At 66.5% G+C, this 16,002-nt stretch carries 12 protein-coding genes and 1 tRNA gene; 3 read left to right on the top strand and 10 right to left on the bottom strand.

The window, feature by feature from the left end:
- Positions 1 to 67 precede the first annotated feature (67 nt).
- A tRNA-Trp gene (locus SPYCW_RS10905) sits at positions 68 to 143 on the top strand.
- 93 nt (positions 144 to 236) lie between these two features.
- Positions 237 to 557, top strand: a complete 321-nt coding sequence (locus tag SPYCW_RS10900) for a DMT family transporter (protein ID WP_120216800.1) — start codon at positions 237 to 239, stop codon at positions 555 to 557.
- 5 nt (positions 558 to 562) lie between these two features.
- On the opposite strand, the gene nagE is transcribed toward SPYCW_RS10900, so the two are convergent.
- From nagE to SPYCW_RS10875, 5 genes are all read right to left on the bottom strand, one after another.
- The gene (gene nagE / locus SPYCW_RS10895; RefSeq protein ID WP_120216799.1) at positions 563 to 2,245 is read right to left on the bottom strand and encodes an N-acetylglucosamine-specific PTS transporter subunit IIBC; all 1,683 of its coding nucleotides are present in this window, start codon (positions 2,243 to 2,245) and stop codon (positions 563 to 565) included.
- Positions 2,242 to 4,731 carry a phosphoenolpyruvate--protein phosphotransferase gene (gene ptsP, locus SPYCW_RS10890; RefSeq protein WP_197715634.1) on the bottom strand — a complete coding sequence of 830 codons (2,490 nt, stop codon included), beginning with the start codon at positions 4,729 to 4,731 and terminating at the stop codon, positions 2,242 to 2,244. The genes nagE and ptsP overlap by 4 nt, the downstream gene beginning before the upstream one ends.
- A gap of 54 nt (positions 4,732 to 4,785) precedes the next feature.
- A complete protein-coding gene (gene nagA, locus SPYCW_RS10885; protein ID WP_120216798.1) occupies positions 4,786 to 5,946 on the bottom strand; it encodes an N-acetylglucosamine-6-phosphate deacetylase in 1,161 nt (386 codons plus the stop codon).
- Complete coding sequence (locus tag SPYCW_RS10880; RefSeq protein WP_197715685.1) at positions 5,943 to 6,980, bottom strand: SIS domain-containing protein; 1,038 nt, start codon at positions 6,978 to 6,980, stop codon at positions 5,943 to 5,945. The genes nagA and SPYCW_RS10880 overlap by 4 nt, the downstream gene beginning before the upstream one ends.
- A 201-nt stretch (positions 6,981 to 7,181) precedes the next feature.
- Entirely contained in the window at positions 7,182 to 7,919 is a 738-nt protein-coding gene (locus SPYCW_RS10875) for a GntR family transcriptional regulator (RefSeq protein ID WP_120216797.1), read from the bottom strand.
- A gap of 365 nt (positions 7,920 to 8,284) precedes the next feature.
- Here SPYCW_RS10875 and SPYCW_RS10870 point away from each other — a divergent pair, with 365 nt between their 5' ends.
- Positions 8,285 to 10,840 carry a family 20 glycosylhydrolase gene (locus tag SPYCW_RS10870; protein WP_172595477.1) on the top strand — a complete coding sequence of 852 codons (2,556 nt, stop codon included), beginning with the start codon at positions 8,285 to 8,287 and terminating at the stop codon, positions 10,838 to 10,840.
- Here SPYCW_RS10870 and SPYCW_RS10865 read toward each other — a convergent pair.
- Genes SPYCW_RS10865 through SPYCW_RS10845 form a run of 5 tightly spaced genes read right to left on the bottom strand, consistent with a single transcriptional unit; the run spans position 10,837 to position 15,911 of the window.
- Positions 10,837 to 11,613 (bottom strand): ABC transporter ATP-binding protein, encoded by a 777-nt coding sequence (locus SPYCW_RS10865; protein ID WP_120216796.1) that lies wholly within the window; start codon positions 11,611 to 11,613, stop codon positions 10,837 to 10,839. The genes SPYCW_RS10870 and SPYCW_RS10865 overlap by 4 nt on opposite strands.
- Positions 11,607 to 12,608 carry a FecCD family ABC transporter permease gene (locus SPYCW_RS10860; RefSeq protein ID WP_120216795.1) on the bottom strand — a complete coding sequence of 334 codons (1,002 nt, stop codon included), beginning with the start codon at positions 12,606 to 12,608 and terminating at the stop codon, positions 11,607 to 11,609. Before SPYCW_RS10860 ends, SPYCW_RS10865 begins: the two co-directional genes overlap by 7 nt.
- The gene (locus SPYCW_RS10855) at positions 12,605 to 13,459 is read right to left on the bottom strand and encodes an ABC transporter substrate-binding protein (protein ID WP_120216794.1); all 855 of its coding nucleotides are present in this window, start codon (positions 13,457 to 13,459) and stop codon (positions 12,605 to 12,607) included. The genes SPYCW_RS10860 and SPYCW_RS10855 overlap by 4 nt, the downstream gene beginning before the upstream one ends.
- Entirely contained in the window at positions 13,459 to 14,067 is a 609-nt protein-coding gene (cobO, locus tag SPYCW_RS10850; protein ID WP_120216793.1) for a cob(I)yrinic acid a,c-diamide adenosyltransferase, read from the bottom strand. Before cobO ends, SPYCW_RS10855 begins: the two co-directional genes overlap by 1 nt.
- A complete protein-coding gene (locus SPYCW_RS10845; RefSeq protein WP_120216792.1) occupies positions 14,067 to 15,911 on the bottom strand; it encodes a TonB-dependent receptor plug domain-containing protein in 1,845 nt (614 codons plus the stop codon). Before SPYCW_RS10845 ends, cobO begins: the two co-directional genes overlap by 1 nt.
- Between the last annotated feature and the right edge of the window lie 91 nt (positions 15,912 to 16,002).

Here is a 16,002-nt window from a genome sequence, read left to right as displayed (position 1 = left end):
GCGCGCACGCAAGCCGTGATCCCCCTTGCCCCGCCTCTGCAATCGGGCTAGGGGCGCACTCCGGCCTAGGGGTATAGCTCAGTTGGTAGAGCATCGGTCTCCAAAACCGAGGGTCGCGGGTTCGAGTCCTGCTGCCCCTGCCAGGCCATAAATCACCAAGAGGCCACGTCCTCGCCTGCATCATGGGCAGGCCTCCAAGTCCGGGACGGCCCGGCAGCCTTGAATGGGAGGCTGTCATGGCCTGGATCTATCTCGCAATTGCTGGTGCGCTCGAAATCGTCTGGGCGTTTTCGATGAAACAGTCGGACGGCTTTACCAAGCTTGGCCCGTCGCTGCTCACGCTGGTCGCGGCCTTCGCCAGCTTTGCGTTGCTGGCGCTGTCGATGAAATCGCTGCCGCTCGGCACCGCTTACACGATCTGGACCGGAATCGGGGCGGTCGGCGCATTTGTCGTCGGCATCCTCGTGCTGGGCGAACAAGCGAGCGCGATGCGGATATTTGCCGCGGCGCTGATCGTCAGCGGCCTCGTGCTGATGAAATTGTCGGCGCCCGCCTGATCGGTTCAGACCAGGATATGACAGACGCCCGGCTGCGGGCGGACAATTCCGCGCGTCAGTTGCGCCAAGGCACCCTCGTCGATCCGTGCCGCGTCGGTCAGTTCGACGCGGTAGCGGCCATGGAGAGCGCGGACGGCGCGGACATTGTCGTTGCCGCCGAGCGCAGCGGCGATATCGTCGGGCAGGGCGACCGGCTCGACGTCCCGGCTCGCCGGTTGCGCATCCGCGGACGGAGCGACCGCCGCGCCGCCTGACAGCGTGCCGCGAATTTCCTCGGCGACCAGATCGGCGATCGGACCGAGCACGACCTGTGCCGCCTTGTCGGACGGGCGGATGATGCCGCGCGCACCGAGCCGCGACAGCGCGACGTCGTCAATCGCGTCGTTGTCGGCGACGATCAGGCGGAGCCGAGTTGTACAGGCATCGACGCTGACCAGATTGGCGGCGCCGCCCAGCGCGGTGACAAAGGCGTCGCCGCGCGCGCTCCCGGCGGTGGTCGCCGCGGCCTCGGCGACCTCGCCTTTTTCGCGGCCCGGGGTCGGCAAGTCGAAGCGGCGGATGAAAAAGCGGAACAGCCCGTAATAGAGCGCCGCGTAGACGGCGCCGATCGGGAGCAGCAGCCACGGCCGCGTCGCGAGGCTGAAATTGAGCACATAGTCGAACAGCCCCGCCGAAAAGCCGAAGCCGAGCCGGATGCCGAGCGCGTCCATCAGCGCCATCGACACGCCCATCAGCAGCGCGTGGATCGCGTAGAGCAGGGGCGCGACGAACATGAAGGTGAACTCGATCGGCTCGGTCACTCCGGTCAGAAAGCTCGTCAGCGCCAGCGATAGCAGCATGCCGCCGACCGCTTTGCGTCGTTCGGGCCGCGCCTCGTGATACATGGCGAGGCATGCGGCGGGCAGGCCGAACATCATCACCGGAAAGAACCCCGACATGAAGGCGCCGGCGTCGGGATCGCCCGCGAAGAAACGGCGCAGATCGCCCGTCGCGCCGGCAAAATCGCCGACGAGGAACCAGGCGGCATTGTTGATGATATGGTGCAGCCCGGTGACGATCAGCAGCCGGTTGAGCGTGCCATAGACGAACAGCCCTATGCCGCCGCTTTCGACGACGGTGCGGCTGGCGGTGTCGATTGCGCCGCTGATATGTGCATAGCCATAACCGAGCACCGCCGCTAGCAGCAGTCCGGCGACCCCGCTGGCGATCGGCACGAAGCGGCGACCGCCGAAAAAGGCGAGATATTCGGGCAGCGCGATCGTCGCGAAGCGGTTGTAGAAATTGCCGCCGATCAGCCCCGACAGGATACCGATCGGCACCTCCAACTTGTCGATCTGGCTCAGCGCCCAGGTCTTTGCGGCGAGTGCCGCGGCGGCTTCGGGCAACCCCGCGCCAACATCGGGCGGCGCGATCAGAAAGGTCTGCGCGCCCGTTGTTGTGACCAGATAACAGACGACGCCCGCCAGCGCGGCGGCGCCATTGCCGTCGCGCGCGAACCCGACCGCGACGCCGATCGCGAACAAGATACCGAGGTTGTCAAAGATCGCCGCACCCGCGGCGGAGATGAAGGCGATGTCGAGCAGGTCGGGCTGGCCGATGCGCAACAACAGACCCGCGATCGGCAGCACCGCGATCGGCAGCATCAACGCGCGGCCGAGCGGCTGGAGCGTTTCGAGTATCTTTCTCATCGACGTGTCTCCTCGAAAGCGCGGGAGAGCGCACGAACTTCGGCGGCCGACTTGCACTGGAGCGCGAGTTCGGCGTGCGCGCGCGCTTCGCTCAGCGTCAGGCCGCGGACAATCTGCTTTGCCTCGGCGACGAAGCCGGGGACCGCTGACAATTCGGTAACGCCCAGACCGATCAGAATCGGCAGCGCCGCCGGATCGGATGCGAGCCCGCCGCACACCCCGACCCAGCGTCCGCGCGCGGTGGCGCGGCGGCAGGTTTCTCCGATCATGCGGAGCACGGCAGGGTGCATCGCGTCGACCCCGGCGGCGACCGCGGGATTGCCGCGGTCCATCGCCAGCACATATTGGGTAAGGTCATTGGTGCCGATCGACAGGAAATCGGCCTCGAGCGCGAGCAGGTCGGCGGTCATCGCGGCAGCGGGGGTCTCGACCATCACCCCGACCTCGACGGCGTCGGCGATCGCCATGTCGCTGCGCAGCCGGTCGACCAGCGTGCGGACCTGCCGCAACTCGTCGATGCTGGCGACCATCGGGATCATGATCTTGCACGCGCCCACGGGATCGACGCGTAGGATCGCGCGGAGCTGGGTTTCGAGCAGGTCGGGCCGCGCGAGCGCGACGCGGATGCCGCGCTGGCCGAGCGCCGGATTTTCCTCCTCTGCGATCGGAATATAGGCGGCAGGCTTGTCACCGCCGATGTCGAGCAGGCGGATGATGACGGGCTTGCCGGGCAGCGCGTCGGCGATCGCCTGATAGGCGGCGTGCTGTTCGTCCTCCCACGGCGCGGTCTCGCGATCGAGGAACAGGAATTCGCTGCGAACGAGTCCCGATCCCTCGGCGCCCTGTGCAGCGGCGAACTGCGCGTCGGCTGCGCTGCCCAGATTGGCGCAAATCTCGATCCGCGTTCCGTCGGCGGTCCGGCACGCTTCTTGCGCAGCGGCCTGCGCGGCGTCGCGCCGCGCGGCACGCTTCGCCAGCCGCGCGGCAAAGGCAGCGGCGTCGGCGGGGGAGGGGCGCAGCGTGACATGGCCGAGTTCGGCGTCGAGCAGCAACGGCGTATCATCCTCGATCGCGGCCAGCGCATCGCCCATCGCGACGAGCGCGGGCAGCCCCATTCCGGCGCACAGGATTGCGACGTGCGACGTCGGCCCGCCACGCGTCAGGCAGACCCCGGCGGGATTCGCAGCGGCGAGCGCCACCAGCTGCGACGGCAACAGGTCGTTGGCGACGATGATCGCGCCCGCGGCGATCGCGGCGGTTTCGAGCGGGGTTCCGGTCAGCGCCGACAGCAGCTGCCGTTCGATGTCGACCAGATCGTCGATCCGTTCGATCAGATGCGCGTTGCCGGTCGCGCGGATCGCGTCGATCTGGTCATGGATCGCGCCGCGCCAGGCAAAACCGGCGCTGCGTCCCGCGGCGATCCGCGCGCCGGCGCCCGCAATCAGTTCGGGATCGTCGATCAGTGCAAGATGCGCCTGCATGACCGCCGCGATGCTGGCGTCGTCGCTGTCGGCGCGCGCTGCAATATGCGCGCGTACCGTATCGCGCGCCGCCAGCAGCGCGGCGCGTTCTTCCGCCGCGCCGACGCCCTCGCTCGCTACCGCAATCTCGGCCTGCCGCAGCCGCGCCGCGGGTCCCATCGCGAGCCCGGGCGATGCGATCACGCCGCCGATTTGACCAGCTTGCAGGGTAGTCCTCGGGGGTGCGGCCGCCGACGGCGCAGCAGGCGCCGTCTCGCCCATGTCGGTCGCCAGCAACGCGGCGATGGCCGCCAACGCTGCCTCGGCGTCGTCGCCGCGCGCCTGCACGACGACCTCGTCGCCGAACCGCGTGCCGAGCGCGAGCAGCGCCACGGTGCTGCGGGCGGCGCCGCGCTTGTCGCCGTTCAGCAGGTGCAGCTCGGCCTGAAATCCGCGCGCGGCTTCGCAGATCCGCGCGGCAGGCCGCGCGTGGATGCCGTGCGGCAGCGCCAGCTTCACCGTCTGTTCGATCACAATCCCGTCGTCCGAGCTGCGCCGGACGTTCGCCTGCACGGGAACCAGCGTCATCAGCGCCTCGCACGCGCCGATCGCGCAGTCGGTGCTGCGGCGGCTGATCGCAAAGGCTTCGGCATTGGTGACGATCACCGGGGTGATCAGGCTGGGCGCCGCGAGCGCGACGGCGTCTAGGTCAAAGCGAATCAGCGGGTCGCCGCGCGCGACGGTCTGGCCGATCGCCACCAGCGGCGTGAAGCCTTCGCCCTTCAGCATTACGGTGTCGAGCCCGATATGGATCAGCACCTCGGCGCCCTCGGCGCTGCGCAGCGAAATCGCATGCCCGGCGTCGTGCAGCGTCACCACCTCGCCGTCGAACGGCGCGACGATCGTGTCGCCGAGCGGCTCGATCGCCACGCCGTCGCCCATCATGCGCTGGGCGAATACGGGATCGGGAACGCTGTCCAGCGTCGTCGCCCACCCTCTGAGCGGAGAGGTGATGATCAGGCTCATCCATCTAATCCCCAAAACTTCCGCCGCTTTTTTTTTTGCGGCTTGATTATCATTCTACGCGCGGGACAGGTCCGGTACGGTGTCGGGCGCAATCCGTCCGCCGATCCACGTCGCACGCGGATCGAGTTCGCTGCCCAGCCATGCCCAGTCGGCACGCTGCCCCGGCGCGATCGCTCCGTGACTGTCCTGCAGCGACAGGAAGGCGGCGGGGGTCGCGCTGGCCATCGCCGCCACGTCAGTCACCGGCAGCCCGGTCACCTCGACCGTCTTGCGCAGCGCCGCCGCCATGTCGAGATGCGTGCCGGCGAGGGTGCCGTCCTCGAAAATGCAGACGCCGTCCTTCACCGCGATACGCTTGCCCTGCAGGGTGAATTCGCTGTCGTCGGTGCCGACGCTGGGCATCGCATCGGTGACCAGCATGATGCGCTCGACACCCTTGGCCTTGATCGCCAGACGGACTACCGCGGGGTGGAGATGGACGTCGTCGACGATCAGGCCGCAATAGCTGTCCGAATCGAACGCGGCGCCGACCGCACCCGGCGCGCGGTGGTGCAGCGGCGACATCGCGTTGAACAAATGGGTAAAGCCGGAAAGTCCCGCGCCGATCGCACGCTGCGCCTCGTCATAGGTCGCGTCGCTGTGACCGGCGCTGACGATCACGCCGTGGCGGACGAGGGTGCGAATATCCTCTTCGTTGCAGAGCTCGGGCGCCAGCGTCAGCATCACGCGCCCGCGATGCGGGGCGGTGAGCGTTGCGAGCGTCTCGGCGTCGAGGCGGCGGATGCGATGCGCCTCGTGGATACCGCGCTTGACCTCGTTGATGAACGGCCCTTCGATATGGATGCCGACCACCCCCGGCACCCCCTGTTCGATCGCGGCATCGACCGCGGCCATCGCGGCGGCGATCTGAGCCGGGGTGTCGCTGATCAGCGTGGGCAAGAATGCGGTGGTGCCGAACCGGGCATGCGCGGCGCCGATTGCAGCAATCGCCTCGACGTCGACTTGATCGTTGAACAGCACGCCGCCGCCGCCATTGACCTGCGTATCGATGAAGCCGGGGAGCAGCCAGCCATCCTCCAGGTCGACTTCATGGTCGGCGGACGCCGGTCCGGCCGGGGTGACAGCGGTAACGACGCCATCGGCGACGGCAATATCTGCCGCGCCGACAGCGCCGTCCGGCAGCGCGACCCGGCCGTTGTGAAAGCGATAGATCATAAAGTCTCGGTAACCTTGTTCAGATGCGGAGGCGAGTCGGGGTTGCACCCGCGCGCCAGCGCCAGCGCGCTCGCCATGCGATAAAGGCTCTGGATCATCAGGATCGGTTCGATCGCCGGATGCGCGGCGATGGTGGGCAGGTCGCCGACCGCAGGATCGGCAAGCAGCACGGTCGCACCGCGCTGGCGAAATTCGGCGACCGTATCGCGGACGCTGATCGCGGCGCGATCGGTGCCGCCCAGCGCCAGCACATGGAAGCCCTTGCCGACGATGGCCATCGGTCCGTGGCGCACTTCGGCGGCGCTGAACGCTTCGGCGTGAAGCGCTGACGTTTCCTTGAACTTGAGCGCCGCCTCTTGCGCGGCGCCAAGGCCATAGCCGCGGCCAAGGACGAACAGGTTGCTCGCGCCGCGATAGGCCGTGACGGCGGCCGACCAGTCGAGAGCAAAGGCGTCGGCGAGGCTGGCGGGCAGCGTATCGAGCGCCGCATCGAGTGCGGCATTTTGCGACCAGGCCGCGACAAGCGCCGCGATCGCCGCCAGCGAGCTGATATAGGATTTGGTCGCGGCGACCGATCGTTCGACTCCCGCTGACAGCGGGATAACGACGTCGGCGACCTTGGCGAGCGGGGCGTCGGGCGCATTGACCAGCGCGACGACGAACGCGCCGGACGCGCGCTGCTGTTCGGCCGCCGCCAGCAGGTCGGGGCTTTGGCCCGATTGCGAAATCGCCAGACACAAGCGGTTGCCGACTAGTGAGGGCGCATCATAGAGCGACGCGATCGACAGCGCCGCCGATGCGGTCGGCGTCCCGGTCAGCGTTTCGATCAGATATTTGGCATAGGTCGCGGCATGGTCCGACGAACCACGCGCGCAAGTGACGACGGCGACCGGCGGCGCGGCGTGAAGGCGGCGCGCGATGGCGGCAAACGCACCGCGGTTCGCCTCCAGCATGCGCGCGACGGCTGCCGCCGCCTCGCCCGCTTCCTGCTCCATCAGCGTGTGCCGTCCGTCTCGCGCGGCGCTCAGCGTCATCAATCTGGCCTCCCGGTCGAGCGGCTCGCAGCGGCTCGATATATTGGTACTATATAGGTTATATATAGCTCATCAAGATGTATGTTCAAAAAATCGGTTCAGCCGATCTGGCGGCTCTCGCGATCGTACGCGCGACGCGGCGCGCACGGCGTCGATCAGCGCGCCGCGCTGGCATCAAAGCCTCGGTATGTCGGGGCTGGGCTAGCCGTTCAGCTCCGCCACGACGTCATAGGCGTCGCCGCGATAATAGCTTTGGGTGAATTCGGCGGTGCGCCCGTCGGCCAGAAAGCCGCGCCGTTCGATGAACAGCCCCGGCATACCCGGCTCGATCCCCAGAATGTCCGCCTGTTCGGCGGTAAAGGCAATGGCGCGCAATCGTTGCAACGCGCGCGCGGGCAAATGGCCGGCGGCTTCCAGCGCTTCATACAGCGACGCATCAACCGCTTCGACCGAGGGCAGGCAATAGGCCGGGATCGTCGCATATTCGAGCGCCATCGACGTATCGTCGGCATAGCGGATACGGTGGAAGCGATAGACGAGTGACCCCGGCGACAGCCCCAGCGACAATGCCTCTTCGGGCGTCACCGCGCCGGCCGTCTTGCTGATCCATTCGCTGTGCGGCTTGCGGCCGCGCGACACCATATCCTCTGAAAATGAGGTGAGCTTGGAGAAGCTTTTCTCGTCTCGGGGGCGCGTGACAAAGGTCCCGGCGCCGCGGCGCCGCGCGACGATGCCATCGGCGACCAGCCCGTCGATCGCCTTGCGCACGGTGATGCGCGACACGTCGAATTCCTCGGCCAGATCGCGCTCGGTGGGGATCGCCTCCTCCGGCCTGACCAGCTGCCCCTCGATCGCGCCGCGCAGAACCTTCTGTAATTGCAGATAAAGTGGGGTCGGGTCGTCCTTGTGGAGCGGACCCACGCGTTCGATCAATGACAACGACCTTGCTCCACCTGATTGCCCCGGCGCAATGGCTATAAAGCCAGCGCCGCGATCATATGTGTTGCATTGGTATCGTTGCGTCAATCTTTGTTGCGTGTGGCGACGGATGCCACGGCGGTGCGCGCTCGTCGTTTTGGGGCAGTCGAAGGGTGGCCTTCTGGCAGCGATCGACGTCTCTGCCATGCCCGTAGGCGAGAAGCAATACTAATTTAAAACCAATTCCTACGCCGTTGACGAGGGCTCATCGGTTTCTATTGCGTTAGATTTAGGAGGACTTGTTGCATCTCCTGGGTCGTGGAAAGGCGTTGACCGTCTCGCATCGACATGACAAATTGAATACAAATTTAGGATGGGAGACGATTATGCAGCCGGTGGGTTGGGCGATGCTGGCGGTGGCGGCGCTGATTGCGCCGCAAGCCGCGGCAGCCGAGGCGTCGCCGCAGGCGGCACTCGACCAATTCGCCGACACGCTGGGCTATCAGCTGGAAACCGTCGACAACCGGCCCCAATGCCCAACCGGGATTGCCGGTTGTTTCCTGACCACGATCACGCTGACGTTCCCTGAAACCCTGCCCGATGCACTGCCGACGCGCGGCCTCTCGCTCTATTTCAGCTTCGTCAATCAGTTGCCGCTGGTCGAAAGCGATATCTTTACGCACCGGCTGATCAACGGCGATGTTCAGCAATTGACGCTGAAGCCCGGCGCGACGCTGCGCCCCGGTGCACGGCACGTCGTCAAGCTATGGGGGATCGGCGCCAATTTCTCGCGGGCATTTGCGATGCCAAATGCCTATCTCGTCGCCGACGGGGTAAACCCACGGACGATTGCCGCCACGCGCGCGGTCATCGATCCCGAAACCGGCCTCGAAGCCCTGCCGTTCGCGGCGCCGATGACGAACGAGGCACGGCTGGCGACCAAAAGCGACGCCGATCGGACCCGCTGGTTGACCGCCGAACGGGCCTTTGCCGTACAGGCGGAGCGCCAAGCCGCTGCGACAACCGGTGTGGCGATCCTGCCGAAACCGATCGAGGCGGTGCAGGGCAATCGGCCGTCGGTCGATCTTGGCCGGGGGATTGCGTTGACGCTCCACGGTGTCGAAAGGGCCGCCGTCGCGCCCGCGCTCGCGTCGCTCGGTGTCGCCGAAGGCGGCGCACTGCCGCTGACGGTCCGGGTCGATCCGGTCGCAATCGTAAAGCCCGAGGGATATATGCTCGACGTCAGGACGTCGGGGATCGCGATCACCGCGCACGACGCGGCGGGAGCCAGCCATGCGCTGCGCTCGCTGGCGCAGCAGGCGGCGTTTGAAAAGGGCCGGATGAAACCGCTGCGCGTGGTGGACGCCCCCGAATATGGCTTTCGTGGGTTGCACATCGACCTTGGCCGCAATTTCCACGGCCGCGACCAGATATTGAAGCTGGTCGAGGCCATGGCGGCGTACAAGCTCAACAAGCTGCACCTCCATCTGGCCGACGACGAGGGCTGGCGGATCGAAATTCCGGCGCTTCCCGAACTCGCGGAGATCGGATCGAAACGATGCCATGACCTGCAAGAGCAGGCGTGCCTGCTGCCCCAGCTCGGCGCCGGTCATGACGGGAAGGGGGGAGTCAACGGCTATCTGACCACCGCCGATTATGTCGCGATCGTTCAGGCCGCGGCGGCGCGGCAGATCGAGGTCATCCCGTCTATCGACATGCCAGGCCACAGCCGCGCCGCGATCAAGGCGATGGAGGTTCGCCACGCGCGGCTGATGGCCGCGGGCAAGGCGGCAGATGCCGACGCTTATCGCCTGATCGACCCGGCGGACACGACCGAATATCGCAGCATCCAGCATTATAACGACAATACGCTGAACGTCTGCCTGCCCGCGACCTATCGCTTTGTCGATACGGTGGTCGATGCGCTTGTCGACATGCACCGGCAGGCGGGAACGCCGCTGCGCATCTTTCACATCGGTGCCGACGAAACCGCGGGCGCCTGGGTGAAATCGCCAGCCTGCCGGGCGATGATCGCCGAAAATGGCGGCGACGCGGGCAAGCTCACCCCGCGCTTTATTGAGCGGGTTGCACAGGGTCTCTCCGCCCAAGGCTTGCGCACCGGCGGCTGGAGCGACGGCATGGGGCACACTGACGCCGCAAAGATGCCCGGCAATGTCCAGACGAACATCTGGGGCGTGCTGCACGGCGGCGCGGTGCGCGAGGCGCATGACCAGTTGAACCGCGGTTGGGACGTCGTGCTGTCGATCCCCGACCTCGGCTATTTCGACATGCCCTATGCCCCGCATCCCGACGAGGGCGGCTATCATTGGGCCTCGCGCGGGGTCGACGACTATCAGGTGTTCGGCTTCATGCCCGGCAACCTGCCCGCCAACGCTGCGACGATCCGCAACACCCACGCCGAGGGCAAGGCGATCGCGGATGAGCCAGTGCTGCAATCGGGACGCCGGATCGCGGGGGTCCAAGCGCAATTGTGGAGCGAGACGATCCGCACCGATGGCCAGGTCGATTATATGCTGTTCCCGCGCTTGCTCGCGCTCGCCGAACGCGCGTGGAGTCCGGCGACATGGGCGCCGCCCTACGGTGCGGGCGCCACTTATGAATGGGGTGACAAGCGCGTCGATGCGGTGAAGCTCAAGGCGGGTTGGCAGGATTTTGCGGGACGCGTCGCGGCACAGCTGCCGATGCTCGACCGCATGGCGATTGCCTATCGCGTTGCGCCGCCGGGCGCCCGGATCGCCAACGGCAGGCTGGAGGCGAACAGCATCTTTCCGAGGACGGCGATCGAATATCGGATCGGCGGGGGCGACTGGACGCGCTATTCGGGGCCAGTCGGCGTCAGTGGTGAAATCGAACTGCGCAGTCGCTCGGCCGATGGCAAACGGACAAGTCGCACCGTGCGTGTGGCTGCACCAGTTCGTTAGCCAGAGGCGCGGCCAAATATCGTAATCGTGGGCCAGTCGCCGCCGGTCTCGACCGCGGCGTCGATCCCGTACACGGCGCGCAGACGCTCGGCGGTCATGACTTCGGCGGGTGTGCCATCGGCGACGATCCGCCCGCGATCGATCAGCAACAGCCGGTCGCAATAGCGCGCGGCGAGGGTCAGATCGTGCAGCACCGCGATCACCAGCCCGCCGCCCGCCGCCTCGGCGCGCAGCATATCCATCACGTCGATCTGGTGTCCGGGGTCGAGGCTCGCGAGCGGTTCGTCGGCGATCAGCGCGGGTGCCTCGACCGCCAGCGCGCGCGCGAACAACACGCGTGCGCGCTCGCCGCCCGACAGCTCGGTCGCTATCCGATCGCGTAGCTCCAGCACATCGGCGCGCGCCATCGCGCGCTCGATCGCGGCGGTATCGGCGTCAGATATTCGCGACATCGGCGCAAGGTGGGGCAACCGTCCCAGCCCGACGAGCCGTTCGACAGTCAGCGGCCAGTGCAAGGTCTGCCCCTGTGGCACATAGGCGATGTGCCGCGCGAGCTCGCCGCGCGGCATCGCGGTCGCGTCGATGCCGTCGATCGTTACTGTCCCGCTGGCGGGCACCAGCGCGAGCATCGCGCGCGCCAGCGTCGATTTGCCGGCACCATTGGGGCCAACGATGGCGGTCAGCGTTCCTGCGCCGAACTCGGCGCTGACATCGTGCACGACCGCGCGGCGACCAAGCGTGACACCGACATGATCGAGAGTGATGCTTACCATAGCCGCCGCTCCCGCATCAGGTGGATCAGGAAGACCGGCACCCCCAGAAAGGCGGTGACGACCCCCAGCTTCAGCTCGTTCGTCGTCGGAATGATACGGACCCCGAGGTCGGCGAGCGTCAGCAGCGCGGCGCCACCGATCGCCGAAGGCAGCAGGATCGCCGACGGGCTGCGGTCGGTCAGCGGACGGATCAGGTGCGGCACGATCAGCCCGACAAAACCGATCGCGCCCGCGACAGCAACCGCGCCGCCGACTCCGATCGCGGTGCCGACGAGCAGCCGCAATCTTGTTCGCCGAAGGTCCGTGCCGAGCGCCTGCGCGGCATCCTCGCCGAGCGTCAGCGCATCGAGCGCGCGGCCATTCCACAGCAGCATCGCCCCGCCGATCGCGATGCACGGCAGCGCGATCCACACATGGTCGAACGACCGGTTTTCGAGGCTGCCCAGCAGCCAGGTCATGATCTCCATCGCCGCGAACGGATTGGGTGACAGGTTGAGCGCGAGGCTGGTCCCCGCGACGGCGAGCGTGCCGACCGCGATCCCTGCGAGGATCAGGGTAAGGGGGCTTTCGGCGCGACCGGCCAAGACGAACAGCAATACGAGCGAGACGAGTGCGCCGCCTGTCGCCAGCACCGGCAGCATCACCGGATGCAACTCGGCAATGCCGAAATAGATCGCCGCGACCCCGCCGAGCGCCGCAGCGTTCGAGGTGCCGAGCACCGACGGTTCAGCAAGCGGGTTGCGCAAATAGCCCTGCAATGCCGCGCCCGCGAGCCCTAGCATCGCGCCGACCGCAAGCGCGAGGATTGTCCGCGGCAGGCGCAGGTCGAACAGGATGATCGACGCCACCCGGTCGCCGTTGCCGCTTGCAGCGGCCAGCAATCGCGCGACCGACAGATCGACCGCACCGAACAGCATCGAGCCGATCGCGGCGGCAAGTGTCAGCAACAGCAGCGACGCGATCAGCGACCAGCGGGGCACGGCAAAACGGTTCATGAGCGGTCCCCGTCGATGCGCGCAATCTGCGCCGTGATGCTCCGCGCCGCCGCTGTGTAGGCGGGGCTGCCGCACACCGTCCATGCCTGCGGAATGCTGATGCGTGGGATCCCGCTCAGCGCTGGATGGTGCAGCATTTCGCTGCCTTGGTCGGTCACCACGTCGGTTGCGCTTTCGACGATCAGGAAATCGGGCTGCGCCGCGACCATTTCCTCAAGGCTCAGTTGCGACAGCGGCGGCTTGCCGAGCTTGCCCGCCAGATTGACCAGCCCGACGCGCCCCATCAGCTCGTTGATCAACGTCCCGGTTCCGGTCATATAGCCGCGCCGCTGATAATAGGCTGCGACGCGGCCCTTACCCGGCTTGGGCAACCCAGCGAGTTCTCCCTGCATCCGCGCGATCAGCGCGCCGCCGCGTTCGGGATGGCCGACCGCCGCCGCCGTCTCGCGGATCGAGGTGTAGATTTCATCGAGCGTGTTCGCTGTTGCGAGGTCGAGCAACGGATAGTCTTGCTGCGGCAGCGCGCGGAGCGCCGCGCTTCGGCTCGCGGGCATGCCGACGATCAAATCCGGTTCGATCGCCAATATCTGCTCCGCCGAATTGCTGAGCAACGGGATACCGCGCGCCTTGGCGGCCTCGCCCGACATTTCGGCGTCGGTCGCATTTTTCGTCAGCCCCGCGATCTGTTCCCGGTCGGCAAGCGCAAGCACAAGCTGGTCGGCGCAGAGGTTGATCGACACGATGCGCTGCGGCACCGCAGGTGCCTTGACGCGCGGGGCAGGGGCAGCCGCCCACAGCAGCCCCGCGCCGCCGAGCAGCGCCGCCACCGCCGCAAGCGCGCGTTTGCGCATCAGAATTCGACCCCTTTCTGCGCCTTCACATTCTGTTCGCGGAACGGATGCTTCACCTGCGCCATTTCGGTGACAAGATCGGCGACCTCGATCAGCGCCTCGGGCGCGTTGCGGCCCGTGACGACGACATGCGTCATGTGCGGCTTCGCGGCCAGCGCCTCCAGCACCTCATCGACGGGCAGATAGTCGTAGCGCAGCACGATATTGAGCTCGTCGGCGATCACCATCTTGTAGCTTGGGTCGGCGATCATGCGCTTGACCTCGTCCCACGCCGCGCGCGCGACCGCGATGTCGCGCGTGCGGTCCTGCGTGTCCCAGGTAAAGCCTTCGCCCATCGGCTTGAATTCGATCAGGTCGGGAAAGCGGTCGAACACCGCCTTCTCGCCGGTCTTCATCGCACCCTTCACGAACTGCACGACGCCGACCTTCATGTCGTGGCCGATCGCGCGCACCGCCATGCCGAGCGCGGCGGAGGTTTTGCCCTTGCCGGGGCCGGTGTGGACGATCACCAGCCCCTTTTCGACCGTCTTCGCCGCGACCTTCTTGTTCTGCGCCGCCTGGATTTTCTTCATCTTCGCCGTATGTTCGGCGTCGGTGCGCGCTTTCATCAGAAGCGCGCCCGCACGCCGCCATAGGCCGCGCGGCCGTAGGTGCCGTAACCCGCGGCGGTCGCGTAATCGGCGTCGAACAGATTGTCGACGCGGCCGTAGATCTCGAAATGGCCACCCACCGGGAAGGATGCGCGAAGCCCGGCGAGCGCATAGCCGTCGAGCCGCACATTGTTCGCCGCATTGTCAAAACTGTCGCCGACCATCGTGATCGTCGCGCCGGTCGATAGCCCGAACGACCAGTCATAATCCGCCGACAGGCTGACCGCATGCGCGGCGCGGCGCGGCAGGCGCTTGCCGTCAAACGCGGGACGGCCCGACCGATCGCGCGCGTCGATATAGCTGTACGACGCGGTGACATTGAGCGCATCGATCGGGCGCAGCGCCAGCGTCGCTTCGACGCCCTTGGCGCGGGTGCGGTCGATATTGCCGTAAGTGAAGGTCGCATTGTCGTAATTGATCTGGTTGACGGTGTTGCGCAGAAACGCCGTTACCGAGATCAACGCCCGTTCCTCGGCGAGCGACTGGTCTATGCCGATGTCATAGCTCTTCGATTCTTCAGGGCGCAGCGCCGCATTGCCGCTGAACGCGTCGTAGAGCTGGTACAACGACGGTGCCTTGAAACCCTCGCCATAGCTCAGCCGAACATTGGTCGCGCCCGCATTCGGCGAATAATTGGCGTTGGCGCCCAGTGTCGTCGCGCCGCCAAACTGGCTGTGATCGTCATGGCGGATGCCGCCGGTTACCGACAGGCCGGTGAACGGCTGGACGATGCCCAGCGCATAGACGCTGTCGATATTGGCCTTCTGGCTGTCAGTCGATCCAAAGCCGAAGAAATCATAATCGGGACGCTCATGTTCGTAACCGAAGATCAGCTTCGCTTGGGTGACCGGCGTCACGACCCCCTGATATTCGAACCGCAGATTGGTACCCGAATAGCCGTAATCGGGCGCGGTCCCGCGCACGAAATAATAATCGCGCTCGTTGCGCATCCACGTCACCGCCGCGCGGTTGGTGAAATTGCCATCGAACAGGCCGATGTTCAGCCCGGCATAGCCGACATATTGGTCGAGCTTGGCGACGTCGGGGCTGTCGGCGGGGGCGCCGAAGAAACTGTCATAATCGAGGTCGGCGTTGATGTAGTAGCCACGCAGATCGAGGCTGAGCGCGTCGCTGAACGCCACTTTCAACCGCGCGTTGCCGGCGAAATTCTTGTAGCCATCCTTCTCGGTGCCCCCCGCCGCTGACGAGATGCCGTCGGTGCGGAAGTAAGCCCCGCCGATCCCGCCCGAAATCGCCCCGGCGGTGCCCGACACATCGGCTTTGGCATTGACCGTATCGCTATAGCCATATTCGGCCGAAGCCTTCGCCGCGAAGCCCTCTGCCGGGGTCGCGGTCATCAGGCTGACGAGGCCGCCGATGGCCTGGCTGCCATGCACGACCGAGTTCGAACCGCGCAACACTTCGATGCGGCCGATGTTGCCGGTGAGCAGGTGGCCGAAATCATAGCCGTCGCCGATCCCGCTGGGATCGTTGACCTTCACCCCGTCGATCAGCACCAAAGTCTGCGTCGTTTCGGCGCCGCGCAGCGAGATGCCCGCGACCGATCCGGTGCCGCCGGTCCGGTTGAAGCGGACTCCGGGGGTGGTGGCGAGCAGGTCGACGACATCGACCGACTGGCGCCGTTCGATGGTCGCGGCGTCGATGACGGTAATCGCTTGTCCGACCTCGTCGCGCGGCTGTTCGATCCCCGATGCGGTGACGACGATGGTGTCAGCGGATTGCGCAAAGGCGGGCGTTGCCGCCGTCAGTGCTAACAAGGAAACGGTCGCAAATTTCAACATGGGAAGCCCCCGCACGCCGGCAACGAAGGCGGAGCCTGCCGAAACGCAAAAGCGATCGACCGATGTCGGCGTCGCAAGTGGCGTAAAGGCC

The organism is Sphingopyxis sp. EG6 (assembly GCF_003609815.1).
GTDB lineage: Bacteria > Pseudomonadota > Alphaproteobacteria > Sphingomonadales > Sphingomonadaceae > Sphingopyxis.
The sequence above is the reverse complement of the archived record's forward strand: the minus strand, read 5'-3'. Positions and strand labels throughout refer to the sequence as shown.